Annotated in this window: 38 protein-coding genes; all 38 read left to right on the top strand. The window is 66.6% G+C overall.

What is annotated here, in order from left to right:
• Window positions 1–397: DUF1707 and DUF4190 domain-containing protein (locus EHS43_RS02915; RefSeq protein ID WP_148104012.1), on the top strand; the 397-nt coding region annotated here is incomplete at its 5' end.
• Between the two features lie 323 nt (window positions 398–720).
• Window positions 721–1,092, top strand: a complete 372-nt coding sequence (gene rpsL / locus EHS43_RS02910) for a 30S ribosomal protein S12 (protein WP_003948652.1) — start codon at window positions 721–723, stop codon at window positions 1,090–1,092.
• A 2-nt stretch (window positions 1,093–1,094) separates the two neighbouring features.
• Window positions 1,095–1,565 carry a 30S ribosomal protein S7 gene (gene rpsG, locus EHS43_RS02905; RefSeq protein WP_007384059.1) on the top strand — a complete coding sequence of 157 codons (471 nt, stop codon included), beginning with the start codon at window positions 1,095–1,097 and terminating at the stop codon, window positions 1,563–1,565.
• Window positions 1,566–1,604: 39 nt separating this feature from the next.
• The gene (fusA, locus tag EHS43_RS02900) at window positions 1,605–3,731 is read left to right on the top strand and encodes an elongation factor G (protein WP_125188943.1); all 2,127 of its coding nucleotides are present in this window, start codon (window positions 1,605–1,607) and stop codon (window positions 3,729–3,731) included.
• A 154-nt stretch (window positions 3,732–3,885) separates the two neighbouring features.
• On the top strand, window positions 3,886–5,079 hold the full coding sequence (gene tuf / locus EHS43_RS02895; protein WP_007384061.1) for an elongation factor Tu: 1,194 nt from the start codon (window positions 3,886–3,888) through the stop codon (window positions 5,077–5,079).
• 280 nt (window positions 5,080–5,359) lie between these two features.
• On the top strand, window positions 5,360–6,550 hold the full coding sequence (locus EHS43_RS02890; protein WP_125188945.1) for an acyltransferase: 1,191 nt from the start codon (window positions 5,360–5,362) through the stop codon (window positions 6,548–6,550).
• Between the two features lie 75 nt (window positions 6,551–6,625).
• The gene (locus EHS43_RS02885) at window positions 6,626–6,979 is read left to right on the top strand and encodes a hypothetical protein (protein WP_125188942.1); all 354 of its coding nucleotides are present in this window, start codon (window positions 6,626–6,628) and stop codon (window positions 6,977–6,979) included.
• 546 nt (window positions 6,980–7,525) lie between these two features.
• Window positions 7,526–7,834 carry a 30S ribosomal protein S10 gene (rpsJ, locus tag EHS43_RS02880; RefSeq protein WP_003948644.1) on the top strand — a complete coding sequence of 103 codons (309 nt, stop codon included), beginning with the start codon at window positions 7,526–7,528 and terminating at the stop codon, window positions 7,832–7,834.
• A 17-nt stretch (window positions 7,835–7,851) separates the two neighbouring features.
• On the top strand, window positions 7,852–8,496 hold the full coding sequence (gene rplC / locus EHS43_RS02875) for a 50S ribosomal protein L3 (RefSeq protein WP_020135811.1): 645 nt from the start codon (window positions 7,852–7,854) through the stop codon (window positions 8,494–8,496).
• 4 nt (window positions 8,497–8,500) lie between these two features.
• Window positions 8,501–9,157: a 50S ribosomal protein L4 gene (gene rplD, locus EHS43_RS02870; protein ID WP_037719148.1), complete on the top strand. Its 657-nt coding sequence runs from the start codon at window positions 8,501–8,503 to the stop codon at window positions 9,155–9,157.
• The gene (gene rplW, locus EHS43_RS02865; protein ID WP_037719147.1) at window positions 9,157–9,576 is read left to right on the top strand and encodes a 50S ribosomal protein L23; all 420 of its coding nucleotides are present in this window, start codon (window positions 9,157–9,159) and stop codon (window positions 9,574–9,576) included. Before rplD ends, rplW begins: the two co-directional genes overlap by 1 nt.
• A 38-nt stretch (window positions 9,577–9,614) precedes the next feature.
• Window positions 9,615–10,451, top strand: coding sequence for a 50S ribosomal protein L2 (rplB, locus tag EHS43_RS02860; RefSeq protein WP_007384068.1), 837 nt, complete (start codon window positions 9,615–9,617; stop codon window positions 10,449–10,451).
• A 12-nt stretch (window positions 10,452–10,463) separates the two neighbouring features.
• A complete protein-coding gene (gene rpsS, locus EHS43_RS02855) occupies window positions 10,464–10,745 on the top strand; it encodes a 30S ribosomal protein S19 (RefSeq protein ID WP_007384069.1) in 282 nt (93 codons plus the stop codon).
• A gap of 44 nt (window positions 10,746–10,789) precedes the next feature.
• Window positions 10,790–11,137, top strand: a complete 348-nt coding sequence (gene rplV, locus EHS43_RS02850; protein ID WP_003974262.1) for a 50S ribosomal protein L22 — start codon at window positions 10,790–10,792, stop codon at window positions 11,135–11,137.
• Entirely contained in the window at window positions 11,137–11,961 is an 825-nt protein-coding gene (gene rpsC, locus EHS43_RS02845; protein ID WP_062023386.1) for a 30S ribosomal protein S3, read from the top strand. The genes rplV and rpsC overlap by 1 nt, the downstream gene beginning before the upstream one ends.
• A gap of 5 nt (window positions 11,962–11,966) precedes the next feature.
• A complete protein-coding gene (gene rplP, locus EHS43_RS02840; RefSeq protein ID WP_004927269.1) occupies window positions 11,967–12,386 on the top strand; it encodes a 50S ribosomal protein L16 in 420 nt (139 codons plus the stop codon).
• The gene (rpmC, locus tag EHS43_RS02835; RefSeq protein ID WP_005481220.1) at window positions 12,386–12,610 is read left to right on the top strand and encodes a 50S ribosomal protein L29; all 225 of its coding nucleotides are present in this window, start codon (window positions 12,386–12,388) and stop codon (window positions 12,608–12,610) included. Before rplP ends, rpmC begins: the two co-directional genes overlap by 1 nt.
• A complete protein-coding gene (gene rpsQ, locus EHS43_RS02830) occupies window positions 12,610–12,897 on the top strand; it encodes a 30S ribosomal protein S17 (protein ID WP_007384073.1) in 288 nt (95 codons plus the stop codon). Before rpmC ends, rpsQ begins: the two co-directional genes overlap by 1 nt.
• A gap of 96 nt (window positions 12,898–12,993) precedes the next feature.
• Window positions 12,994–13,362, top strand: coding sequence for a 50S ribosomal protein L14 (rplN, locus tag EHS43_RS02825; protein ID WP_003998823.1), 369 nt, complete (start codon window positions 12,994–12,996; stop codon window positions 13,360–13,362).
• A gap of 2 nt (window positions 13,363–13,364) precedes the next feature.
• Window positions 13,365–13,688: a 50S ribosomal protein L24 gene (gene rplX, locus EHS43_RS02820; protein WP_003992365.1), complete on the top strand. Its 324-nt coding sequence runs from the start codon at window positions 13,365–13,367 to the stop codon at window positions 13,686–13,688.
• Window positions 13,688–14,245: a 50S ribosomal protein L5 gene (rplE, locus tag EHS43_RS02815; RefSeq protein ID WP_020135807.1), complete on the top strand. Its 558-nt coding sequence runs from the start codon at window positions 13,688–13,690 to the stop codon at window positions 14,243–14,245. The genes rplX and rplE overlap by 1 nt, the downstream gene beginning before the upstream one ends.
• 5 nt (window positions 14,246–14,250) lie before the next feature.
• Window positions 14,251–14,436: a type Z 30S ribosomal protein S14 gene (locus EHS43_RS02810; protein ID WP_003948630.1), complete on the top strand. Its 186-nt coding sequence runs from the start codon at window positions 14,251–14,253 to the stop codon at window positions 14,434–14,436.
• Window positions 14,437–14,646: 210 nt separating this feature from the next.
• Window positions 14,647–15,045 (top strand): 30S ribosomal protein S8, encoded by a 399-nt coding sequence (gene rpsH / locus EHS43_RS02800; RefSeq protein ID WP_007384075.1) that lies wholly within the window; start codon window positions 14,647–14,649, stop codon window positions 15,043–15,045.
• Window positions 15,046–15,069: 24 nt separating this feature from the next.
• Complete coding sequence (gene rplF / locus EHS43_RS02795; protein ID WP_037719144.1) at window positions 15,070–15,609, top strand: 50S ribosomal protein L6; 540 nt, start codon at window positions 15,070–15,072, stop codon at window positions 15,607–15,609.
• A 3-nt stretch (window positions 15,610–15,612) separates the two neighbouring features.
• Entirely contained in the window at window positions 15,613–15,996 is a 384-nt protein-coding gene (gene rplR / locus EHS43_RS02790) for a 50S ribosomal protein L18 (protein ID WP_125188941.1), read from the top strand.
• 36 nt (window positions 15,997–16,032) lie between these two features.
• A complete protein-coding gene (gene rpsE / locus EHS43_RS02785; protein ID WP_030671799.1) occupies window positions 16,033–16,641 on the top strand; it encodes a 30S ribosomal protein S5 in 609 nt (202 codons plus the stop codon).
• Window positions 16,641–16,823: a 50S ribosomal protein L30 gene (rpmD, locus tag EHS43_RS02780; RefSeq protein ID WP_005481207.1), complete on the top strand. Its 183-nt coding sequence runs from the start codon at window positions 16,641–16,643 to the stop codon at window positions 16,821–16,823. The genes rpsE and rpmD overlap by 1 nt, the downstream gene beginning before the upstream one ends.
• A gap of 2 nt (window positions 16,824–16,825) precedes the next feature.
• The gene (gene rplO, locus EHS43_RS02775) at window positions 16,826–17,281 is read left to right on the top strand and encodes a 50S ribosomal protein L15 (protein WP_003974249.1); all 456 of its coding nucleotides are present in this window, start codon (window positions 16,826–16,828) and stop codon (window positions 17,279–17,281) included.
• A 176-nt stretch (window positions 17,282–17,457) separates the two neighbouring features.
• Window positions 17,458–18,771, top strand: a complete 1,314-nt coding sequence (gene secY, locus EHS43_RS02770) for a preprotein translocase subunit SecY (RefSeq protein WP_125188940.1) — start codon at window positions 17,458–17,460, stop codon at window positions 18,769–18,771.
• A complete protein-coding gene (locus tag EHS43_RS02765) occupies window positions 18,771–19,433 on the top strand; it encodes an adenylate kinase (protein WP_125188939.1) in 663 nt (220 codons plus the stop codon). The genes secY and EHS43_RS02765 overlap by 1 nt, the downstream gene beginning before the upstream one ends.
• A gap of 148 nt (window positions 19,434–19,581) precedes the next feature.
• Window positions 19,582–20,418 (top strand): type I methionyl aminopeptidase, encoded by an 837-nt coding sequence (gene map / locus EHS43_RS02760; RefSeq protein WP_125188938.1) that lies wholly within the window; start codon window positions 19,582–19,584, stop codon window positions 20,416–20,418.
• A gap of 185 nt (window positions 20,419–20,603) precedes the next feature.
• Window positions 20,604–20,825 (top strand): translation initiation factor IF-1, encoded by a 222-nt coding sequence (gene infA / locus EHS43_RS02755; protein ID WP_003948620.1) that lies wholly within the window; start codon window positions 20,604–20,606, stop codon window positions 20,823–20,825.
• 59 nt (window positions 20,826–20,884) lie between these two features.
• A complete protein-coding gene (rpmJ, locus tag EHS43_RS02750; protein WP_003998809.1) occupies window positions 20,885–20,998 on the top strand; it encodes a 50S ribosomal protein L36 in 114 nt (37 codons plus the stop codon).
• A 187-nt stretch (window positions 20,999–21,185) separates the two neighbouring features.
• The gene (gene rpsM, locus EHS43_RS02745; protein WP_125188937.1) at window positions 21,186–21,566 is read left to right on the top strand and encodes a 30S ribosomal protein S13; all 381 of its coding nucleotides are present in this window, start codon (window positions 21,186–21,188) and stop codon (window positions 21,564–21,566) included.
• 70 nt (window positions 21,567–21,636) lie between these two features.
• Window positions 21,637–22,041: a 30S ribosomal protein S11 gene (gene rpsK, locus EHS43_RS02740; RefSeq protein WP_003956432.1), complete on the top strand. Its 405-nt coding sequence runs from the start codon at window positions 21,637–21,639 to the stop codon at window positions 22,039–22,041.
• A 247-nt stretch (window positions 22,042–22,288) separates the two neighbouring features.
• A complete protein-coding gene (locus EHS43_RS02735) occupies window positions 22,289–23,311 on the top strand; it encodes a DNA-directed RNA polymerase subunit alpha (protein ID WP_003966937.1) in 1,023 nt (340 codons plus the stop codon).
• Between the two features lie 86 nt (window positions 23,312–23,397).
• Window positions 23,398–23,910, top strand: a complete 513-nt coding sequence (gene rplQ / locus EHS43_RS02730; RefSeq protein ID WP_125188936.1) for a 50S ribosomal protein L17 — start codon at window positions 23,398–23,400, stop codon at window positions 23,908–23,910.
• Window positions 23,911–23,982: 72 nt separating this feature from the next.
• A complete protein-coding gene (gene truA / locus EHS43_RS02725; RefSeq protein WP_125188935.1) occupies window positions 23,983–24,846 on the top strand; it encodes a tRNA pseudouridine(38-40) synthase TruA in 864 nt (287 codons plus the stop codon).
• Window positions 24,847–24,940: the final 94 nt, after the last annotated feature.

The following is a 24,940-nucleotide window of genomic DNA, read 5'->3' as shown; positions in this document are numbered from 1 at the left end:
GCTGGGGAAGGGCGAGTTCGACAAGCGGGTGGAGCGGGCGTACGGCGCCCGGACCGTCGGGGAGCTGGCGCTGCTCGTGTCCGACCTGCCGCTGGGCCCCGTGCCGCAGCCGGCGCCCGTCACGGCCGTACCGCGCACGTTCCTGCCCGCCCCGCGGCCGCGTGCCAACGGAAAGGCGGTCGGCGCGGCGGTGTGCGGGCTCCTGTGCGTGCCGACCTTCGGGTTCACCGGGATTCCCGCGGTGATCCTCGGGCACACGGCGCGTGCCGAGATCGAGCGGACGGGGGAGAGCGGTGACGGGCTGGCGCTGACCGGGCTCGTGTTCGGCTGGCTGTCGATCGCGGCGTGGTCCATCATGATGACGCTGCTGGTCGCGGTGGGTCTCGCCTCGGGGTGAGCGGCTTCCCGCACGTGTGCGCCGTGTGAAATCGAAGATCGTCCACGGCGTAGGGGCTTGACATCGCGCGCTCCGCGAGGGTGCCGTCGCCCTTCTGTTTTGACCGCAGCGAATGAGCTGGGTACGCTCAGACCTTGTGCCTGGGGTGTGCCCTGGCTTCCGTGCGTGCCTTGAACCGCACTAGGGGGGCCTTGAGCGGCCACCGTAATCTGCGCCCTTTTCGCCTTGCGGCGGGAGTCCGCCGGATTCGACACACCCGACCGCGTGGGTCGGCGACGTTCCAGGTTAGCTTCACCATTCGGCACACAGAAACCGGAGAAGTAGTGCCTACGATCCAGCAGCTGGTCCGCAAGGGCCGGCAGGACAAGGTCGAGAAGAACAAGACGCCCGCACTCGAGGGTTCCCCTCAGCGTCGCGGCGTCTGCACGCGTGTGTTCACGACCACCCCGAAGAAGCCGAACTCGGCCCTGCGTAAGGTCGCGCGTGTGCGTCTGACCAGCGGGATCGAGGTCACTGCTTACATTCCGGGTGAGGGACACAACCTGCAGGAGCACTCCATCGTGCTCGTGCGCGGCGGCCGTGTGAAGGACCTGCCCGGTGTTCGCTACAAGATCATCCGCGGTTCGCTCGACACCCAGGGTGTCAAGAACCGCAAGCAGGCCCGCAGCCGCTACGGCGCCAAGAAGGAGAAGTAAGAATGCCTCGTAAGGGCCCCGCCCCGAAGCGCCCGGTCATCATCGACCCGGTCTACGGTTCTCCTCTTGTCACCTCCCTGATCAACAAGGTGCTGCTGAACGGCAAGCGCTCCACCGCCGAGCGCATCGTGTACGGCGCCATGGAGGGCCTGCGCGAGAAGACCAGCAACGACCCGGTCATCACCCTCAAGCGCGCGCTCGAGAACATCAAGCCGACCCTTGAGGTCAAGTCCCGCCGTGTCGGTGGCGCCACCTACCAGGTGCCGGTCGAGGTCAAGCCCGGCCGCGCCAACACGCTGGCGCTGCGCTGGCTGGTCGGTTACTCCCGCGCCCGTCGCGAGAAGACCATGACCGAGCGCCTGCTCAACGAGCTTCTCGACGCCTCGAACGGCCTCGGTGCGGCCGTCAAGAAGCGCGAGGACACGCACAAGATGGCCGAGTCCAACAAGGCCTTCGCGCACTACCGCTGGTAGTCGCAGACCCCATCGAGACCGAGAGAAGACTGAAGCCTTATGGCTACCACTTCGCTTGACCTGGCCAGGGTCCGCAACATTGGGATCATGGCCCACATCGACGCGGGCAAGACGACCACCACCGAGCGGATCCTGTTCTACACCGGCGTTTCGTACAAGATCGGTGAGGTCCACGACGGCGCCGCCACCATGGACTGGATGGAGCAGGAGCAGGAGCGTGGCATCACGATCACCTCTGCTGCCACCACCTGTCACTGGCCGCTTGAGGGCGTCGACCACACCATCAACATCATCGACACCCCGGGTCACGTCGACTTCACCGTCGAGGTGGAGCGTTCGCTCCGCGTTCTCGACGGTGCCGTGACGGTGTTCGACGGCGTTGCCGGCGTGGAGCCGCAGTCCGAGACGGTGTGGCGTCAGGCCGACCGTTACGGCGTGCCCCGCATCTGCTTCGTCAACAAGCTGGACCGTACCGGCGCCGAGTTCCACCGCTGCGTGGACATGATCTCGGACCGCCTGGGCGCCCAGCCGCTCGTCATGCAGCTGCCGATCGGCGCCGAGGCCGACTTCAAGGGTGTCGTCGACCTCGTCACCATGAAGGCGCTCGTGTGGTCCGCCGAGGCGGCCAAGGGCGAGATGTACGACACCGTCGACATCCCGGCCACGCACACCGAGGCTGCCGAGGAGTACCGCGGCAAGCTCATCGAGGCCGTCGCGGAGAACGACGAAGAGATCATGGAGCTGTACCTGGAGGGCGAGGAGCCTTCCGTGGAGCAGCTGTACGCCGCGATCCGTCGTATCACCATCGCCTCCGGCAAGTCGAAGGACACCACGGTCACCCCGGTGTTCTGTGGCACCGCGTTCAAGAACAAGGGCGTCCAGCCCCTGCTCGACGCGGTCGTGCGCTACCTGCCGACCCCGCTCGACGTCGAGGCCATCGAGGGCCACGACGTCAAGGACCCCGAGGTCGTCGTCAAGCGCAAGCCGTCCGACGAGGAGCCGCTGTCCGCGCTGGCGTTCAAGATCATGAGCGACCCGCACCTCGGCAAGCTCACCTTCGTCCGGATCTACTCCGGTCGCCTGGAGTCCGGCACCGCGGTGCTGAACTCCGTCAAGGGCAAGAAGGAGCGCATCGGCAAGATCTACCGCATGCACGCGAACAAGCGTGAGGAGATCGAGTCGGTGGGCGCCGGCGACATCGTCGCCGTCATGGGCCTGAAGCAGACCACCACCGGTGAGACGCTGTCCGACGACAAGCAGCCGGTGATCCTGGAGTCCATGGACTTCCCGGCGCCGGTCATCCAGGTCGCCATCGAGCCCAAGTCCAAGGGTGACCAGGAGAAGCTGGGTGTCGCCATCCAGCGTCTCGCGGAGGAGGACCCCTCCTTCCAGGTCCACTCGGACGAGGAGACCGGCCAGACCATCATCGGTGGTATGGGCGAGCTGCACCTCGAGGTGCTGGTCGACCGTATGCGCCGTGAGTTCAAGGTCGAGGCCAACGTCGGCAAGCCGCAGGTCGCCTACCGTGAGACGATCCGCAAGGCCGTCGAGCGCGTGGACTACACCCACAAGAAGCAGACCGGTGGTACCGGTCAGTTCGCCAAGGTGCAGATCGCGATCGAGCCCATCGAGGGCGGCGACGCCTCGTACGAGTTCGTGAACAAGGTGACCGGTGGCCGTATCCCGAAGGAGTACATCCCTTCGGTGGACGCCGGTGCGCAGGAGGCCATGCAGTTCGGCATCCTCGCCGGGTACGAGATGACGGGCGTTCGCGTCACGCTTCTCGACGGCGCCTACCACGAGGTCGACTCCTCCGAGCTCGCGTTCAAGATCGCCGGCTCGCAGGCCTTCAAGGAGGCCGCGCGCAAGGCGTCCCCCGTGCTGCTCGAGCCGATGATGGCCGTCGAGGTCACCACGCCCGAGGACTACATGGGTGAGGTCATCGGCGACATCAACTCCCGCCGTGGTCAGATCCAGGCCATGGAGGAGCGGGCCGGTGCCCGCGTCGTGAAGGGCCTCGTGCCCCTCTCGGAGATGTTCGGCTACGTCGGAGACCTCCGCAGCAAGACGTCGGGTCGCGCAAGCTACTCGATGCAGTTCGACTCCTACGCCGAGGTTCCGCGGAACGTCGCCGAGGAGATCATCGCGAAGGCCAAGGGCGAGTAACGCACCGCGTTCGCACGCTTTAGGCTTGACTCCGGAGCCCGGAGGGGCATTCACCCGCATTTGTGGGAGAGTGCCCCCGGGCCGAGGCTTTCCAGCAAAGATCACCTGGCGCCGATGAAGCAAGGCGTTCAGAACCACTCCACAGGAGGACCCCGTGGCGAAGGCGAAGTTCGAGCGGACTAAGCCCCACGTCAACATCGGCACCATCGGTCACATCGACCACGGTAAGACGACCCTTACGGCCGCCATTACCAAGGTGCTGCACGACGCGTACCCGGACCTGAACGAGGCCTCGGCCTTCGACCAGATCGACAAGGCTCCCGAGGAGCGCCAGCGCGGTATCACCATCTCGATCGCGCACGTCGAGTACCAGACCGAGACGCGTCACTACGCCCACGTCGACTGCCCCGGTCACGCGGACTACATCAAGAACATGATCACGGGTGCGGCGCAGATGGACGGCGCCATCCTCGTGGTCGCCGCCACCGACGGCCCGATGCCGCAGACCAAGGAGCACGTGCTCCTGGCCCGCCAGGTCGGCGTTCCCTACATCGTCGTCGCCCTGAACAAGGCCGACATGGTGGACGACGAGGAGATCCTGGAGCTCGTCGAGCTCGAGGTGCGTGAGCTCCTTTCCGAGTACGAGTTCCCGGGCGACGACGTTCCCGTCGTCAAGGTCTCGGCGCTCAAGGCTCTCGAGGGCGACAAGGAGTGGGGCCAGTCGGTCCTGGACCTGATGGCCGCCGTCGACGAGGCGATCCCGCAGCCCGAGCGTGACGTCGACAAGCCGTTCCTGATGCCGATCGAGGACGTCTTCACGATCACCGGTCGTGGCACCGTCGTCACCGGTCGTATCGAGCGTGGTGTCCTCAAGGTCAACGAGACCGTCGACATCATCGGCATCAAGACCGAGAAGACCACCACCACGGTCACCGGCATCGAGATGTTCCGCAAGCTGCTCGACGAGGGCCAGGCCGGTGAGAACGTCGGTCTGCTCCTCCGTGGCATCAAGCGCGAGGACGTCGAGCGCGGCCAGGTCATCATCAAGCCGGGTTCGGTCACGCCGCACACCCAGTTCGAGGCCCAGGCCTACATCCTCTCCAAGGACGAGGGTGGCCGCCACACGCCGTTCTTCAACAACTACCGTCCGCAGTTCTACTTCCGTACGACGGACGTGACCGGCGTCGTGACCCTCCCCGAGGGCACCGAGATGGTCATGCCGGGTGACAACACCGAGATGAAGGTGGAGCTCATCCAGCCCGTCGCCATGGAAGAGGGCCTGAAGTTCGCCATCCGTGAGGGTGGCCGGACGGTCGGCGCCGGCCAGGTCACCAAGATCACCGCCTGATCTTGACCTGACAGGTCTCCGAGACCAGTAGGTCTCTGAAGGGGCCCGTACGACTTCGGTCGTACGGGCCCCTTCGCGTGCGGTCGGTTTCGCGTGTGGTCGGTGAAGTCTGGGAGAACGCTGTGGAGCGGCGCGGCGAGCGTTGCGCCAACTCCCCGGAGCGGGTGGGGGAAATGCTCCCGTCTGGCCACTGTGGGGTGGTTGTGCGGGTCGTAGCCTGAGGCGTCCGGTGGCCGCTCCCGGCCCGGATTCCCTCACCAGGACGGACGCGCAGGTGTCGATGCAGGACGCGGAGAGCAGAAGGTCGATACCGCGGCGGGTCGTCAGTGGCCTGCAGCAACCGCTTCCGCCCCTGGCCGCGCCCACCTCGCAGGTACGGCCCGCTCGGTCCGCCGTACGCGACCGCGCCGGACGCCGGCTGTACGCCATCGACGGCATCCGGCTGCTCGCCGCCCTGATGGTCGCCGTGCACCACTACGCCGGCACCAACCGGGTCGACCAGCCGGGCAACCGCATCTGGGACCGCCCGGTCTCCGACATCATGCCGACGGTGTTCCGGTTCGCCTCCTACGGCTGGATCGGCGTCGAGATCTTCTTCGTGATCAGCGGCTTCGTGATCTGCATGTCCTGCTGGGGCCGCAGCCCCCGGCAGTTCTTCACGTCCCGGGTGATCCGGCTGTACCCGGCGTACTGGTTCGCCATCGTCTTCACCACGGCTGTCCTGGTGGCCCTGCCGGGTGTGTGGGGCCGCCTGCGCACCCGCGACATCCTCCTCAACTTCACGATGCTCCAGTCCGGTTCGGGCGTCATGAACGTCGACGGCGTCTACTGGACCCTGTGGTCGGAGCTCCGCTTCTACCTCCTCTTCCTGGTCGTCGTGTGGAGCGGACTGACCTACCGCAAGGTCGTCGTCTTCTGCTGTGTGTGGGGCGCCGCGGCCATGCTGGCCCCGATCTCGAAGCTCCCGCTCCTCGAACTGGTCGCCAACCCGGAGGGCGCCTGGTACTTCATTGCGGGCCTGTCCCTGTACCTGATGCACCGCTTCGGCCAGGACCTGCTGCTGTGGGGCATCCTGGCGCTGGCCTGGCTGATGGGCCAGCGCGAACTCGGCATCAGGATCGACGAGGTCGAGCACGTGTCGGGCTGGCGGGGGAGTGTTCTGATCTTCACCGTCTTCCTGCTGGCCATGGTCGCCATCGCCCTCGGCGCGACGGACCGGGTCCGCTGGAAGTGGCTCGTGACGGCCGGCGCGCTGACGTATCCGCTGTACCTGATGCACTACGCGGTCGGTACGACCCTGATCAACCGGCTCCGCGACACGATGGACGCCCGTCTCCTGGTCGTCTCCGTCATCGCCGGCTTCCTGCTGCTGAGCTGGCTGGTGCACCGGTTCGTGGAGCGGCCGGTGGCGCGGCTGCTGAAGCGGGGGCTGGACACGTCGTTCGCGCGGCTGCGGAACGCGAGCGGCTGAGCTCCGTACGTCGAGCGTGCTTTCTGAGTACGAACGCCCATGCGGCCACCGGTGCCCGCGCGCTGTGATGGACCCATGCCGGATCTCACGCTCGACGACGATCGCGCGACCGGAGCCTGGGTCGCCCCGCTGGTCTCGACACTTCTTACGCTGCCCACGTGCCTGGCCGCCTGGTTCTTCGGCGGGTTCTCGGCGATGGCGTGCGACGCGTGCACCGCCCCGCAGGCGGACCGCTTCGACGACAGCTTCGGGGTGGCCTTCCCGGTGCTGCTCGGCGGCCTGGGCCTCGCCCTGTTCCTGCTCGCCGCGAGCTGGGCACTGCCGTGGGAACGCCACCACACCCCCCGCCGCGTCGGCCTCGCGGCCCTGGCGGCGGTGCTGGCTCCGTTGGCGTACGTGGTGTTCGCGGTGCTGGTCGAGTGGCCGTAGATCAAGCGCAAGCGAGGAGCGCGAGACCCGATCCCTCACCGTCCGGCTCAAGCGGACCGCGCGGGCACCAGTTCCTTCGTCACGGTCAAGAAGGTCACGGCGAGCAGCCCCGTGGCGGGTCGGTGGCAGGACCTGTGTTTGATCTGCGTCACTCCCGGGGTATTGTCTCCGGCTCGATTGGCCAGGCCCGTGCCCCGTATGGCAGACTAGCGGGGTTGCTCGGTCGAGTGTTGATGCTGCGCGCCTCCCGCCGGGAGGACCGGAAGCGAGTCCCACAGTACTCGTCGTTCCAACTGCCGTAAGGCAGCGCTGGGGCGGACGTACGGGAATCTTTCGGGAAGTGTCAGTGCGGCACCGGCCAGGCACCCGGTGGGCTTCTGTCCCCGGCTTGCGGTTCCGGAAGGGCCGTGTTCATTCCCAGCAGGGATGTTCGAACAAGGGACATCTGTGTCAGTGGAAGTGCGACACGCCCGACCGCGTGGGTCGGAAGAAGTCAACGGAACACCGGGTTCCAGAGCTGTAGAGAGACAGGACTACTGAGTAGCCATGGCGGGACAGAAGATCCGCATCCGGCTCAAGGCCTACGACCACGAGGTCATCGACTCCTCGGCGAAGAAGATCGTCGAGACGGTGACGCGCACTGGTGCGTCGGTCGCGGGCCCGGTGCCGCTGCCCACTGAGAAGAACGTGTACTGCGTCATCAAGTCGCCGCACAAGTACAAGGACTCGCGCGAGCACTTCGAGATGCGCACGCACAAGCGCCTGATCGACATCCTCGACCCGACCCCCAAGACCGTTGACTCTCTGATGCGACTCGACCTCCCGGCCGGTGTCGACATCGAGATCAAGCTCTGAGGCCGGTGATCTGAACGATGGCTAAGCAGATCAAGGGCATCCTGGGCGAGAAGCTCGGCATGACGCAGGTGTGGGACGAGAACAACCGTGTTGTTCCGGTCACCGTCGTCAAGGCCGGCCCCAATGTCGTGACCCAGGTCCGTACGAACGACGTCGACGGCTACGAGTCCGTCCAGATCGCGTTCGGCGAGATCGACCCGCGCAAGGTGAACAAGCCCCTCAAGGGCCACTTCGCCAAGGCCGATGTCACGCCCCGTCGCCACCTCGTCGAGATCCGCACCGCGGACGCCTCCGAGTACACCCTCGGCCAGGAGATCACCGCTGAGGTGTTCGAGGCCGGGATCAAGGTCGACGTGACCGGCAAGAGCAAGGGCAAGGGCTTCGCCGGTGTCATGAAGCGTCACAACTTCAAGGGCCTCGGCGCCGGTCACGGCACCCAGCGCAAGCACCGCTCTCCCGGTTCCATCGGTGGCTGCGCCACCCCGGGCCGCGTGTTCAAGGGCCTCCGCATGGCGGGTCGTATGGGCAACGAGCGGGTCACCACCCAGAACCTGACCGTTCACGCCGTTGACGCGGAGAAGGGCCTGCTCCTCATCAAGGGCGCGGTTCCTGGTCCGAACGGCGGCCTCGTCCTGGTCCGCACCGCGGCCAAGGGGGCCTGAGGATATGAGCACCATTGACATTCTGTCGCCCTCCGGCGACACCGCCGGGACCGTCGAGCTCCCGGCCGAGATCTTCGACGTCGAGAAGGTCAGCATCCCGCTGATCCACCAGGTCGTCGTCGCGCAGCTGGCCGCCGCCCGTCAGGGCACGCACAAGGTCAAGACGCGTGGCGAAGTCCGTGGTGGCGGCAAGAAGCCGTACCGCCAGAAGGGCACCGGCCGCGCCCGTCAGGGTTCGACCCGTGCGCCGCAGTTCGCCGGCGGTGGCGTCGTCCACGGCCCCGTGCCGCGTGACTACTCGCAGCGGACCCCGAAGAAGATGAAGGCCGCGGCCCTGCGCCACGCCCTCACCGACCGGGCCCGCCACAACCGCATCCACGTCGTCTCCGGCGTGGTCGAGGGCGCGACCCCCTCCACGAAGGCCGCCAAGTCGCTGTTCGGCAAGATCTCGGAGCGCAAGAACCTGCTCCTGGTCGTCGACCGCGCCGACGAGGCCGCGTGGCTGTCCGCCCGCAACCTGCCCCAGGTCCACATCCTGGAGCCGGGCCAGCTGAACACGTACGACGTTCTCGTCTCGGACGACGTGGTCTTCACCCAGGCCGCTTTCGAGTCCTTCGTGTCTGGCCCCAAGGCCGCTGACACCGAAGGGAGCGAAGCCTGATGGCTACGCGTCACCCGAGCATCGCCTCGAAGGCCGCCAAGGCAGCCAAGGCCGCGCGCGTCGCCAAGGCGCGCCGCCACGAGGCCGAGGGCAAGAACACCGTCGTCACGCCGGCGAGCAAGGCCTTCACGGACCCCCGTGACGTCCTGCTGAAGCCGGTCGTGTCCGAGAAGAGCTACGCGCTTCTCGACGAGGGCAAGTACACGTTCATCGTGGCCCCCGGCGCCAACAAGACCCAGATCAAGCAGGCCGTCCAGGCGGTCTTCTCGGTCAAGGTCACCGGGGTGAACACGATCAACCGCCAGGGCAAGCGCAAGCGGACCCGCACCGGCTTCGGCAAGCGTGCCGACAGCAAGCGCGCGATCGTGACCCTTGCCGAGGGCGACCGTATCGACATCTTCGGCGGTCCGACCGCGTAAGCGGGTCGGATCGTCCGATATCGGACGAGGACTGAGAAATGGGAATCCGCAAGTACAAGCCGACTACGCCGGGCCGTCGTGGCTCCAGCGTCGCCGACTTCGTCGAGGTCACGCGGTCCACGCCGGAGAAGTCGCTGGTCCGCCCGCTGCACAGCAAGGGCGGCCGTAACAACGCCGGTCGTGTGACCGTTCGCCACCAGGGTGGCGGACACAAGCGCGCCTACCGAGTGATCGACTTCCGTCGTCACGACAAGGACGGCGTGCCGGCGAAGGTCGCGCACATCGAGTACGACCCCAACCGCACCGCGCGCATCGCGCTGCTGCACTACGCGGACGGCGAGAAGCGCTACATCCTCGCCCCGCGCAACCTGCAGCAGGGTGACCGCGTCGAGAACGGTCCCGGGGCCGACATCAAGCCGGGCAACAACCTGGCGCTCCGCAACATCCCGGTCGGTACCACGATCCACGCGATCGAGCTCCGTCCCGGTGGCGGCGCCAAGTTCGCCCGCTCCGCCGGTGCCTCCGTGCAGCTGCTCGCGAAGGAGGGCACGATGGCCCACCTCCGCATGCCCTCCGGTGAGATCCGCCTGGTCGACCAGCGCTGCCGCGCCACGGTCGGCGAGGTCGGCAACGCCGAGCAGAGCAACATCAACTGGGGTAAGGCCGGCCGCAAGCGCTGGCTGGGCGTCCGCCCGACCGTTCGCGGTGTGGCGATGAACCCGGTTGACCACCCCCACGGTGGTGGTGAGGGCAAGACCTCCGGTGGTCGCCACCCGGTCAGCCCCTGGGGTCAGAAGGAGGGTCGTACTCGTTCGCCGAAGAAGGCTTCGAACAAGTACATCGTCCGCCGCCGCAAGACGAACAAGAAGCGCTAGGAGCGGGTTTAGATGCCGCGCAGTCTCAAGAAGGGGCCCTTCGTCGACGACCACCTGATCAAGAAGGTGGACGCCCAGAACGAAGCCGGTTCCAAGAACGTCATCAAGACCTGGTCCCGTCGCTCGATGATCGTCCCGGCCATGCTCGGCCACACGATCGCGGTGCACAACGGCAAGACCCACATCCCGGTGTTCGTCACCGAGTCGATGGTCGGCCACAAGCTCGGCGAGTTCTCGCCGACGCGCACCTTCCGGGGTCACGTCAAGGACGACCGGAAGTCGAAGCGCCGCTAGTAGCGGATCGCATTCAGACACGTAAGTAACTGAGAGGGACAACCATGGAAGCCAGGGCCCAGGCGCGGTACATCCGCGTTACGCCCATGAAGGCCCGCCGAGTGGTGGACCTTATCCGTGGCATGGACGCCACGGAGGCTCAGGCGGTCCTGCGATTCGCTCCGCAGGCCGCCTCAGTGCCCGTCGGCAAGGTGCTGGACAGCGCCATCGCCAACGCCGCGCACAACTACGACCACACCGACGCCGACAGCCTCTTCATCTCCGAGGCGTACGTCGACGAGGGCCCGACCCTGAAGCGGTTCCGGCCGCGCGCCCAGGGCCGTGCCTACCGGATCCGCAAGCGGACCAGCCACATCACCGTGGTCGTCAGCAGCAAGGAAGGAACCCGGTAATGGGCCAGAAGGTTAACCCGCATGGGTTCCGGCTCGGTGTCACCACGGACTTCAAGTCCCGGTGGTACGCCGACAAGCTGTACAAGGACTACGTCAAGGAAGACGTCGCCATCCGTCGGATGATGACGTCCGGCATGGAGCGCGCCGGCATCTCGAAGGTGGAGATCGAGCGCACCCGTGACCGTGTGCGTGTGGACATCCACACCGCTCGTCCGGGCATCGTCATCGGCCGCCGTGGCGCCGAGGCCGACCGCATCCGCGGTGACCTCGAGAAGCTCACGGGCAAGCAGGTCCAGCTGAACATCCTCGAGGTCAAGAACCCCGAGACCGACGCTCAGCTGGTTGCCCAGGCCGTCGCCGAGCAGCTCTCCTCCCGCGTCTCCTTCCGTCGCGCCATGCGTAAGAGCATGCAGTCGGCGATGAAGGCCGGCGCCAAGGGCATCAAGATCCAGTGCGGTGGCCGCCTCGGCGGCGCCGAGATGTCCCGCTCGGAGTTCTACCGCGAGGGCCGTGTGCCCCTGCACACGCTCCGCGCGAACGTGGACTACGGCTTCTTCGAGGCCAAGACGACCTTCGGCCGCATCGGTGTGAAGGTCTGGATCTACAAGGGCGACGTCAAGAACATCGCCGAGGTCCGCGCCGAGAACGCTGCCGCCCGTGCGGGTAACCGCCCGGCTCGCGGTGGCGGTGCCGACCGCCCGGCCCGTGGTGGCCGTGGTGGCGAGCGGCGCGGTCGCAAGCCGCAGCAGGCTGCCGGCGCCGAGGCCCCCAAGGCCGAGGCCCCCGCCGCCGCTCCGGCTGAGAGCACCGGAACGGAGGCCTGACCGACATGCTGATCCCCCGTAGGGTCAAGCACCGCAAGCAGCACCACCCGAAGCGCCGTGGTCAGGCCAAGGGCGGTACGACGGTCGCGTTCGGCGAGTACGGCATTCAGGCCCTCACGCCGGCGTACGTGACCAACCGCCAGATCGAGGCGGCCCGTATCGCGATGACCCGCCACATCAAGCGTGGCGGCAAGGTCTGGATCAACATCTACCCGGACCGCCCGCTCACGAAGAAGCCTGCCGAGACCCGCATGGGTTCCGGTAAGGGTTCTCCCGAGTGGTGGATCGCGAACGTGCACCCGGGCCGGGTCATGTTCGAGCTGTCCTACCCCAACGAGAAGATCGCCCGTGAGGCCCTGACTCGCGCAGCCCACAAGCTGCCGATGAAGTGCCGGATCGTCAAGCGCGAGGCAGGTGAAGCGTGATGTCGGCCGGTACCAAGGCGTCCGAGCTGCGCGAACTGGGTGACGAGGAGCTGCTGAACAAGCTCCGCGAAGCCAAGGAAGAGCTGTTCAACCTCCGCTTCCAGGCGGCGACGGGTCAGCTCGAGAACCACGGCCGGCTCAAGGCCGTCCGTAAGGACATCGCGCGGATCTACACCCTGATGCGTGAGCGCGAGCTGGGCATCGAGACGGTGGAGAGCGCCTGATGAGTGAGAGCAACGTGACTGAGCAGACTGCAGAGGCCCGCGGCTTCCGCAAGACCCGTGAGGGTCTCGTCGTCAGCGACAAGATGGACAAGACCGTCGTCGTCGCCGTCGAGGACCGCGTCAAGCACGCGCTGTACGGCAAGGTCATCCGCCGTACCAACAAGCTCAAGGCGCACGACGAGCAGAACGCTGCCGGCGTCGGCGACCGGGTCCTCCTCGCGGAGACCCGCCCGCTGTCGGCGACCAAGCGCTGGCGCGTCGTCGAGATCCTCGAGAAGGCCAAGTAATTCCTGCGGGGATCATCCCGCAGGACAGTTCCGCCAGGCTCCGGGGGCCGTTCCTGAACGGCCCCCGGGGAACCGGCAGACAAACAGGAGATAGACGTGATCCAGCAGGAGTCGCGACTGCGTGTCGCCGACAACACTGGTGCGAAGGAGATCCTTTGCATCCGTGTGCTCGGTGGCTCCGGTCGCCGCTACGCGGGCATCGGTGACGTCATCGTCGCCACCGTCAAGGACGCGATCCCCGGTGGCAACGTGAAGAAGGGTGACGTCGTCAAGGCGGTCATCGTTCGCACCGTCAAGGAGCGCCGCCGTCCGGACGGCTCGTACATCCGCTTCGACGAGAACGCCGCCGTCATTCTGAAGAACGACGGCGACCCTCGCGGCACCCGTATCTTCGGCCCCGTCGGCCGTGAGCTGCGCGAGAAGAAGTTCATGAAGATCATCTCGCTCGCGCCGGAGGTGCTGTAAGCATGAAGATCAAGAAGGGCGACCTGGTCCAGGTCATCACCGGTAAGGACAAGGGCAAGCAGGGCAAGGTCATCGCGGCCTTCCCCCGCGAGGACCGTGTCCTGGTCGAGGGTGTCAACCGGGTCAAGAAGCACACCAAGGCCGGCCCGACCGCTCGCGGTTCGCAGGCCGGTGGCATCGTCACGACCGAGGCGCCGATCCACGTCTCCAACGTCCAGCTGGTCGTTGAGAAGGACGGCAACAAGGTCGTCACGCGTGTCGGTTACCGCTTCGACGACGAGGGCAACAAGATCCGCGTTGCCAAGCGGACGGGTGAGGACATCTGATGGCTACCACCACCACTCCGCGTCTCAAGACGAAGTACCGCGAGGAGATCGCGGGCAAGCTGCGTGACGAGTTCAAGTACGAGAACGTCATGCAGATCCCCGGCCTCGTCAAGATCGTGGTCAACATGGGTGTGGGCGACGCCGCCCGCGACTCCAAGCTGATCGAGGGCGCCATCCGCGACCTCACCACGATCACGGGTCAGAAGCCGGCCGTCACCAAGGCCCGTAAGTCCATCGCGCAGTTCAAGCTGCGTGAGGGCCAGCCGATCGGTGCCCACGTCACGCTTCGTGGCGACCGCATGTGGGAGTTCCTGGACCGCACCCTGTCGCTCGCGCTGCCGCGCATCCGCGACTTCCGTGGTCTGTCCCCCAAGCAGTTCGACGGCCGTGGCAACTACACCTTCGGTCTCACCGAGCAGGTCATGTTCCACGAGATCGACCAGGACAAGATCGACCGTACCCGGGGCATGGACATCACCGTGGTGACCACGGCGACCAACGACGCTGAGGGCCGCGCGCTCCTTCGTCACCTCGGCTTCCCCTTCAAGGAGGCGTGAGCGAGATGGCGAAGAAGGCTCTGATTGCCAAGGCTGCTCGCAAGCCCAAGTTCGGTGTACGTGGCTACACGCGCTGCCAGCGCTGCGGCCGTCCGCACTCCGTGTACCGCAAGTTCGGCCTGTGCCGCGTGTGCCTTCGTGAGATGGCTCACCGTGGCGAGCTGCCGGGCGTGACCAAGAGCTCCTGGTAATTCCCTACTTGGGGATTCCCGAAGCTCTCGGTAAGTAAAGGGCAGTGTCAGGTGCCCACCCCTCCATGGCTTAGGCTGGGAGGGTTGGGCGCCTGGACGCCCATACGACTTACTACGCCGTAGGTCCACCGCACCGCACCCGCCTCGTCTCGGATCGAGGAGAGGGATGGGCACCTGGAAACCCCGGCGAGAGAGGCCGAAGGCCAATTCATGACCATGACTGATCCGATCGCAGACATGCTTACGCGTCTGCGGAACGCGAACTCGGCGTACCACGACTCCGTGACGATGCCGGCGTCCAAGATCAAGTCTCACATCGCGGAGATCCTCCAGCAGGAGGGCTTCATCACGGGCTGGAAGGTCGAGGACGCCGAGGTCGGCAAGAACCTCGTCCTCGAGCTGAAGTTCGGCCCGAACCGTGAGCGCTCCATCGCGGGCATCAAGCGGATCTCCAAGCCCGGTCTCCGGGTTTACGCGAAGTCCACCAACCTGCCGAAGGTGCTCGGCGGCCTGGGCGTGGCGATCATCTCCACGTCGCACGGGCTCCTCACCGACAAGCAGGCCGGCAAGAAGGGCGTAGGCGGAGAAGTCCTCGCCTACGTCTGGTAGCGGAAGGGAACGGAGGAAACAGCTATGTCGCGTATTGGCAAGCTCCCCATCACGGTTCCCGCCGGCGTGGACGTCACCATCGACGGCCGTACGGTCTCGGTCAAGGGCCCCAAGGGCGAACTGACCCACACCGTCGCTGCGCCGATCGACATCGCCAAGGGTGAGGACGGCGTTCTCAACGTCACCCGCCCCAACGACGAGCGTCAGAACAAGGCCCTGCACGGCCTGTCCCGCACGCTGGTGGCGAACATGATCACCGGCGTGACCCAGGGTTACGTGAAGAAGCTCGAGATCAGCGGTGTCGGTTACCGCGTGCAGGCCAAGGGTTCGAACCTCGAGTTCGCTCTCGGCTACAGCCACCCGATCACCGTCGAGGCCCCCGAGGGCATCACCTTCAAGGTGGAGGCCCCCACCCGGTTCTCGGTCGAGGGCATCGACAAGCAGAAGGTCGGCGAGGTTGCGGCCAACATCCGCAAGCTGCGCAAGCCCGACCCGTACAAGGCCAAGGGCGTCAAGTACGAGGGCGAAGTCATCCGCCGCAAGGTCGGAAAGGCGGGTAAGTAAGCCATGGCATACGGACAGAAGATCCTGAAGGGCGACGCCTACAAGCGCGCCGCGATCAAGCGCCGCCACATCCGGATCCGCAAGCGGATCGCCGGTACGGCGGAGCGTCCCCGTCTGGTCGTTACCCGCTCGAACCGCCACATCGTGGCCCAGGTGATCGACGACATCAAGGGTCACACCCTGGCGTCGGCGTCCACCCTGGACACCACGGTCCGCGGTGGCGAGGGCGACAAGTCCGCGCAGGCCAAGCAGGTCGGCGCCCTGGTCGCCGAGCGCGCCAAGGCCGCCGGTGTCGAGGCCGTCGTATTCGACCGTGGTGGCAACCAGTACGCCGGGCGCATCGCCGCCCTGGCGGACGCCGCCCGCGAAGCCGGGCTCAAGTTCTGAGCCGCTCGAAGCTAGCGGAAAGAGAGAGGTAATCCAATGGCTGGACCCCAGCGCCGCGGTGGCGGTGCCGGTGGCGGCGAGCGGCGGGACCGTAAGGGTCGTGACGGTGGCGCAGCCGCCGCCGAGAAGACTGCTTACGTTGAGCGTGTCGTCGCGATCAACCGTGTCGCCAAGGTTGTGAAGGGTGGTCGTCGCTTCAGCTTCACCGCGCTGGTCGTGGTGGGCGACGGTGACGGCACCGTGGGTGTCGGTTACGGCAAGGCCAAGGAGGTGCCGGCCGCCATCGCCAAGGGTGTTGAGGAGGCCAAGAAGCACTTCTTCAAGGTCCCCCGTATCCAGGGCACCATCCCGCACCCGATCACGGGTGAGAAGGCTGCCGGCGTCGTTCTCCTCAAGCCGGCTTCGCCGGGTACCGGTGTTATCGCCGGTGGTCCCGTGCGTGCCGTCCTGGAGTGCGCCGGTATCCACGACGTGCTGTCGAAGTCGCTCGGCTCGTCGAACGCGATCAACATCGTGCACGCGACCGTGGAGGCCCTGAAGGGCCTGCAGCGTCCCGAGGAGATCGCGGCCCGCCGCGGTCTGCCCCTCGAGGACGTCGCTCCCGCGGCTCTGCTCCGTGCGCGTGCCGGGGCTGGTGCTGCGTAATGGCTCAGCTCAAGATCACGCAGACGAAGTCGTACATCGGCAGCAAGCAGAACCACCGTGACACCCTGCGCTCCCTTGGTCTCAAGGGCATCAACACGCAGGTCGTCAAGGAGGACCGCCCCGAGTTCCGCGGCATGGTGCACACCGTCCGCCACCTCGTGACGGTCGAGGAGGTCGACTGATCATGGCGGAGAACAACCCGCTCAAGATCCACAACCTCCGTCCCGCCCCGGGCGCCAAGACCGCCAAGACCCGTGTGGGTCGTGGTGAGGCGTCGAAGGGTAAGACGGCCGGTCGTGGTACCAAGGGCACGAAGGCCCGTTACCAGGTTCCGGAGCGCTTCGAGGGTGGCCAGATGCCCCTCCACATGCGTCTTCCGAAGCTGAAGGGCTTCAAGAACCCGTTCAAGACCGAGTTCCAGGTCGTGAACCTCGACAAGCTGGCCGCGCTCTACCCCGAGGGTGGCGAGGTCACCGTCGAGGGTCTGGTGGCCAAGGGTGCGGTTCGCAAGAACAGCCTCGTCAAGGTCCTCGGCCAGGGCGAGATCTCCGTGGCGCTGCAGGTGACGGTCGACGCCGTCTCCGGCTCCGCCAAGGAGAAGATCACCGCCGCCGGCGGCACGGTCACCGAGCTCGTCTGAGTGCGATGACCTGAAGCAGTACCCACCGGGGATACCTCACAACGAGGTATCCCCGGTTGGTCGTTCCACGGCAGGCGGCGGCCCGGGTAAGGTGGCCTGCACTGCTTTCCCACATATTCGTCGAACCTCAAGACCGTCACCCTTGACGCAGTAGCGCGGGGGTCGCAGGAGGCACCGTGCTCACCGCGTTCGCCCGGGCGTTCAAGACGCCCGACCTGCGCAAGAAGCTGCTCTTCACGCTCGGCATCATCGTGGTGTACCGGGTGGGTACCCACATCCCGATCCCTGGTGTCGACTACAAGTCCGTCCAGGAGTGCGTGGACCAGGCGTCCGGCAACACGGGACTCTTCGGTCTGGTCAACATGTTCAGCGGCGGCGCTCTGCTGCAGATCACGATCTTCGCGCTGGGCATCATGCCGTACATCACGGCGAGCATCATTCTGCAGCTGCTGACCGTGGTCATCCCGCGTCTGGAAGCCCTGAAGAAGGAGGGCCAGGCCGGCACGGCGAAGATCACGCAGTACACCCGTTACCTCACGGTGGCGCTCGCCATCCTCCAGGGCACCGGTCTCGTCGCCACCGCCCGCAGCGGCGCGCTCTTCTCCGGCTGCACCGTCGCGTCGAGCATCGTCCCGGACCGCGCGATCTTCACCACGATCGTCATGGTCATCACGATGACCGCCGGTACGGCCGTCGTCATGTGGCTCGGTGAGCTCATCACCGACCGCGGCATCGGCAACGGCATGTCGATCCTGATGTTCATCTCGATCGCCGCCACCTTCCCGTCCGCGCTGTGGGCCATCAAGAAGCAGGGCACCCTGGCCGGCGGCTGGATCGAGTTCGGCACCGTCATCGCGGTCGGCCTGGTCATGGTCGGCCTGGTGGTCTTCGTCGAGCAGGCCCAGCGGCGCATCCCGGTGCAGTACGCGAAGCGCATGATCGGCCGCCGGTCCTACGGCGGTACCTCGACGTACATCCCGCTGAAGGTCAACCAGGCCGGTGTGATCCCGGTCATCTTCGCGTCGTCGCTGCTCTACATCCCGGCGCTGGTGGCGCAGTTCTCGAAGAGCAACTCGGGCTGGAAGACCTGGATCGAGCAGAACCTCGTCAAGGGCGACCACCCGATCTACATCACTCTGTACTTCTTGCTCATCGTGTTCTTCGCGTTCTTCTACGTGGCGATCTCCTTCAACCCCGAGGAAGTCGCCGACAACATGAAGAAGTATGGTGGCTTCATCCCGGGCATCCGGGCTGGCCGACCGACCGCTGAGTACCTGTCGTACGTACTCAACCGGATCACCTGGCCGGGTTCGCTGTACTTGGGTCTGATCGCTCTTGTGCCAACGATGGCGTTGGTCGGCTTCGGGGCAAGCCAGAACTTCCCCTTCGGCGGGACGAGCATCCTGATCATCGTGGGTGTGGGTCTCGAGACGGTGAAGCAGATCGAGAGCCAGCTCCAGCAGCGCAATTACGAAGGGTTCCTCCGCTGATGCGTATCGTCCTCGTCGGGCCGCCGGGCGCCGGTAAGGGAACGCAGGCCGCGTTCCTCGCCTCGAACCTGTCGATCCCGCACATCTCCACGGGCGACCTGTTCCGCGCCAACATCAGCCAGCAGACGGACCTCGGCAAACTCGCGAAGTCCTACATGGACGCGGGCAACCTGGTTCCGGACGAGGTCACCATCGGGATGGCCAAGGACCGCATGGAGCAGCCCGACGCCGAGAACGGCTTCCTGCTCGACGGCTTCCCGCGCAACGTCTCGCAGGCCGAGTCGCTCGACGAGATGCTGCAGCACGAGGGCATGAAGCTCGACGCGGTACTGGATCTCGAAGTACCCGAGGCGGAGGTCGTCAAGCGCATCGCCGGCCGCCGCATCTGCCGCAACGACTCGGCGCACGTCTTCCACGTCTCGTACAAGGCGCCGAAGCAGGACGGCGTCTGTGACGTCTGCGGCGGCGAGCTGTACCAGCGCGACGACGACTCCGAGGAGACGGTCCGCAAGCGCCTGGAGGTCTACCACACCCAGACCGAGCCGATCATCGACTACTACAAGGCCCAGGGCCTGGTGGTCACGATCTCGGCGCTCGGCAAGGTGGAGGACGTCACCAGTCGCGCCATGGAGGCCCTCCAGCACGAGGACGACGCCGCGTAGCGGTCTTCCGCAGCGGTTTCACGCTCACGCCAGCCGCGGTTCCCTTACGAGGGGGCCGCGGCTGCTGTGTGGGTGCACGTATCGTTGAAGGCGCCTTGTCGAAGGCGCCCCCCGCCAGCTTTCCCGGTTCCAGAAAGGCTCCCGCCGCATGGTGCAGATCAAGACCCCCGAGCAGATCGCCAAGATGCGCGAGGCGGGGCTTGTCGTCGCCGCCATCCACGCGGCGACCCGAGAGGCCGCGGTGCCCGGGGCCACCACCAGGGACCTCGACCAGGTCGCGCGCAAGGTCCTCGCGGAGCACGACGCCAAGCCGAACTTCCTGGGCTACGGCGGCTTCCCGGCGACGATCTGCACCTCCGTGAACGAGGTCGTCGTCCACGGCATCCCGTCCGACGAGGTCGTCCTCAAGGACGGCGACATCATCTCCATCGACTGCGGCGCCATCATCGACGGCTGGCACGGGGACGCGGCCTACACCGCCTTCGTCGGCTCGGGCCACGCTCCGGAACTGATCGAGCTCTCGCGGGTGACCGAGGAGTCCATGTGGGCCGGCATCGCGGCGATGAAGCAGGGCAACCGGCTCGTCGACGTCTCCCGGGCCATCGAGACGTACATCCGCCGCCAGCCGAAGCCGGGCGGCGGCCGCTACGGCATCATCGAGGACTACGGCGGCCACGGCATCGGCACCGAGATGCACATGGACCCGCACCTGCTGAACTACGTCGACCGGCGCCGGGGCAAGGGGCCGAAGCTGGTCACCGGGTTCTGCCTGGCGATCGAGCCGATGGTGTCCCTGGGCACGCCGCGCACGGAGGTCCTGTCGGACGAGTGGACGGTCATCACGACGGACGGCACGTGGTCGTCGCACTGGGAGCACTCGGTCGCCCTGACCGACGAGGGGCCGCTGGTGCTCACGGCTCCGGACGGCGGTAAGGCGAAGCTCGCGGAGCACGGGGTGGTCGCGGCTCCGGATCCGCTGGCCTAGGTGGTTCGCCCTCCGTGGGCGCGGGCGCTTAAGGATCTCCTTCTCGGGGCATGAATCCTCGATTCGTCTTTCTGGGAGCGCTGACGTAGACTGACTCGTCGACTCTCGTGCACCCGCATGTCCGCATGCGCCCCTCGGGGAAACGCAGGTGAGTCGATCAAGGTAGTCGATTCGAAGGGCGAAGCGTGGCCAAGAAGCAAGGTGCCATCGAGATCGAGGGCACTGTCGTCGAGTCTCTTCCGAACGCCATGTTCAAGGTCGAGCTCCAGAACGGCCACCAGGTCCTGGCACACATCAGCGGCAAGATGCGTATGCACTACATCCGTATCCTCCCTGACGACCGGGTCGTGGTGGAGTTGTCTCCGTACGACCTGACGCGTGGCCGGATCGTCTACCGGTACAAGTAGATCTTGCCCGCATCCCGCTGCGGCGGGGTGGTGGCACTGACCCGGAGAACCTCAATCCCATGAAGGTCAAGCCGAGCGTCAAGAAGATCTGCGACAAGTGCAGGGTGATCCGCCGTCACGGTCGGGTCATGGTCATTTGCGAGAACCCGCGCCACAAGCAGCGCCAGGGCTGACGCACGACCGAACCCTCTGCTCTCGCAGGGATTCGCGCGACGCAAGCTGAATATGTTCATACGCAGGGCCCAGACGCACTCCGTCTGACACCCCCGGTTCGGAGGCCGGGGACCCAGTTCGTACCTGGTACGGCGGCTGGGAGCCGGTTCTGCGGAAGACCTCCGAAGATCACCAGGAGCCATTGAAGTGGCACGCGTTTCCGGTGTTGACATCCCGCGCGAAAAGCGCGTGGAGGTCGCCCTGACCTACGTGTTCGGCATCGGCCGGACCCTTTCGCAGAAGACGCTGGCCGAGACCGGCGTCAACCCGAACACCCGCGTTCGCGACCTCTCCGAGGAGGAGCTCGTCGCGATTCGTGAGTACGTCGACAACAACCTCAAGACCGAGGGTGACCTCCGTCGCGAGATCCAGGCCGACATCCGCCGCAAGGTCGAGATCGGCTGCTACCAGGGTCTGCGCCACCGCCGTGGACTGCCCGTCCGTGGTCAGCGCACCAGCACGAACGCTCGTACCCGCAAGGGCCCGCGTCGCGCCATCGCCGGCAAGAAGAAGCCGGGCAAGAAGTAGTCCTCAGCGGACCACGCTTCATCAGCGGTCTTCGCTGTAGGACCGACCACCTCCCCGTAGGAGTTTGTAGATGCCCCCCAAGGGTCGTCAGGGCGCTGCCAAGAAGGTGCGCCGCAAGGAAAAGAAGAACGTCGCTCACGGGCACGCCCACATCAAGAGCACGTTCAACAACACGATCGTCTCGATCACGGACCCCTCGGGCAACGTGATCTCCTGGGCCTCCGCCGGCCACGTCGGCTTCAAGGGCTCGCGCAAGTCCACCCCCTTCGCCGCGCAGATGGCCGCCGAGTCGGCCGCCCGCCGCGCGCAGGAGCACGGCATGCGCAAGGTGGACGTGTTCGTCAAGGGTCCCGGCTCCGGCCGTGAGACCGCGATCCGCTCCCTCCAGGCCACCGGCCTCGAGGTCGGCTCGATCCAGGACGTCACGCCCACGCCGCACAACGGCTGCCGTCCGCCGAAGCGTCGTCGCGTCTGACGCGCAGGCTCACGGCGGCTCGGCTGTCGGCTGGGGGTGTGGGGGGCATCCCCCACATGTCGCGGCACGGCTGCCGTCCGCCGAAGCGTCGTCGCGTCTGACGCACGGTCGTCTTCAGGATTCGGGCGGTACGGCTCCGTAAAGGGGCCGTATCGCCCGTACCCTTGCAGTACCCCGCACTTTCGCCGGTGCGGGTCCGTCGGGCGTCAAATAGCGGGCGTCCACGAAAGAAGGATCTGATCCACACATGCTGATCGCTCAGCGTCCCTCGTTGACCGAAGAGGTCGTCGACGAATTCCGCTCCCGGTTCGTGATCGAGCCGCTGGAGCCGGGCTTCGGCTACACCCTCGGCAACTCGCTCCGCCGCACCCTCCTGTCGTCGATCCCCGGTGCCGCTGTCACCAGCATCCGCATCGACGGCGTCCTGCACGAGTTCACCACCGTGCCGGGCGTCAAGGAGGACGTCACCGACCTGATCCTCAACATCAAGCAGCTGGTCGTCTCCTCGGAGCACGACGAGCCGGTCGTGATGTACCTGCGCAAGCAGGGCCCGGGTCTGGTCACCGCCGCCGACATCGCGCCCCCGGCCGGTGTCGAGGTGCACAACCCCGACCTCGTCCTCGCCACGCTCAACGGCAAGGGCAAGCTGGAGATGGAGCTCACGGTCGAGCGCGGCCGCGGTTACGTCTCCGCCGTGCAGAACAAGCAGGTGGGCCAGGAGATCGGCCGCATCCCGGTCGACTCCATCTACAGCCCCGTGCTCAAGGTCACGTACAAGGTCGAGGCGACCCGTGTCGAGCAGCGCACCGACTTCGACAAGCTGATCGTCGACGTCGAGACCAAGCAGGCGATGCGTCCCCGTGACGCCATGGCCTCCGCCGGCAAGACCCTTGTCGAGCTGTTCGGTCTCGCCCGCGAGCTGAACATCGACGCCGAGGGCATCGACATGGGCCCGTCCCCCACGGACGCCGCCCTTGCCGCCGACCTGGCGCTGCCGATCGAGGAGCTGGAGCTCACGGTCCGCTCCTACAACTGCCTCAAGCGCGAGGGCATCCACTCCGTGGGTGAGCTCGTGGCGCGTTCCGAGGCCGACCTCCTGGACATCCGCAACTTCGGTGCGAAGTCCATCGACGAGGTCAAGGCGAAGCTGGCCGGCATGGGCCTGGCCCTGAAGGACAGCCCGCCCGGATTCGACCCCACGGCCGCTGCCGACGCCTTCGGCGCCGACGACGACGCGGACGCGGGTTTCGTGGAGACCGAGCAGTACTGATCGGTCGATTGCCGGTGGGCATCCGCTCATCGGGTTCCTGACCCCGGTACCTGATACGGCCGGGGCAGACACACAGGAGAAGAACAATGCCGAAGCCCACCAAGGGTGCCCGTCTGGGCGGCAGCGCCGCGCACGAGAAGCTGCTCCTCGCGAACCTCGCGAAGAGCCTCTTCGAGCACGGCCGTATCACCACCACCGAGGCGAAGGCGCGCAAGCTGCGTCCGTACGCCGAGCGTCTGGTCACCAAGGCGAAGAAGGGCGACCTTCACAACCGCCGTCAGGTGCTCCAGGTGATCACGGACAAGAGCGTCGTGCACACGCTCTTCACCGAGATCGGCCCGCGCTACGAGAACCGTCCCGGTGGCTACACCCGCATCACCAAGATCGGTAACCGTCGTGGCGACAACGCGCCCATGGCCGTCATCGAGCTGGTCGAGGCGCTGACGGTCGCGCAGCAGGCGACGGGTGAGGCCGAGGCCGCCACCGAGCGTGCCGCCAAGGACGCCGAGGCCGCCCCGGCTGCCGAGGAGACCAAGGCCGAGGAGACCAAGGCCGAGGACACCGCCGAGGCTCCGGCCGAGGAGTCCAAGGACGCCTGACGCTTCCGCGTCGTGACGGGCCCGCCCCTTACGGGGGGCGGGCCCGTTCCGCGTTCCTGAGAGGATCTGAAGGTGAGTGACGAAGTACAGCCCGGTTACGTCCGTGTCCGCCTCGACCTTTCCTACGACGGCACCGACTTCTCCGGATGGGCCAGACAGGCCGGCGGCCGGCGGACCGTACAGGGCGAGATCGAGGACGCGCTGCGCACGGTCACGCGGTCGAAGGACGTGACGTACGAGCTGACCGTGGCCGGACGCACCGATGCCGGGGTGCACGCGCGGGGGCAGGTGGCGCACGTGGACCTGCCCGAGACGCTGTGGCAGGAGCACCGGGAGAAGCTGCTGAAGCGGCTGGCGGGGCGACTGCCCAAGGACGTGCGGGTGTGGTCGCTGCGGGAGGCCCCGGCCGGTTTCAACGCGCGGTTCTCCGCGATCTGGCGGCGGTACGCCTATCGCGTCACCGACGAACCCGGGGGCGTCGACCCGCTGCTGCGCGGGCACGTCCTGTGGCACGACTGGCCGCTGGACGTCGACGCCATGAACGAGGCGGCGGCCCGGCTGCTGGGGGAGCACGACTTCGCCGCGTACTGCAAGCGCCGTGAGGGCGCGACGACCATCCGCACGCTCCAGGAGCTGAGCCTGGTGCGCGGCGACGACGGGATCGTCACCGCCACCGTGCGGGCCGACGCCTTCTGCCACAACATGGTGCGTTCGCTGATCGGGGCGCTGCTGTTCGTGGGGGACGGGCACCGGGGGCCGGACTGGCCGGGGAAGGTGCTGGCCGCCGGCGTGCGGGACTCGGCCGTCCATGTCGTACGGCCGCACGGGCTGACGCTGGAGGAGGTCGGGTATCCGGCCGACGAGTTGCTGGCGGCCCGGAACAAGGAGGCGCGGAACCGGCGGTCCCTTCCGGCGCGCGGAGGGTGCTGCGGCTAGGAACTGCTCACGGCCGATCACGGCCTATTTGGTGCGGCTCCGCTGGTACCCCTGTGACTCGTGATGAAACCCTCACTTAACAATGAAGTTGAGA

The organism is Streptomyces sp. RP5T (assembly GCF_003933965.1).
Lineage (GTDB): Bacteria > Actinomycetota > Actinomycetes > Streptomycetales > Streptomycetaceae > Streptomyces.
This window is presented reverse-complemented; position numbering and strand designations above follow the sequence as displayed.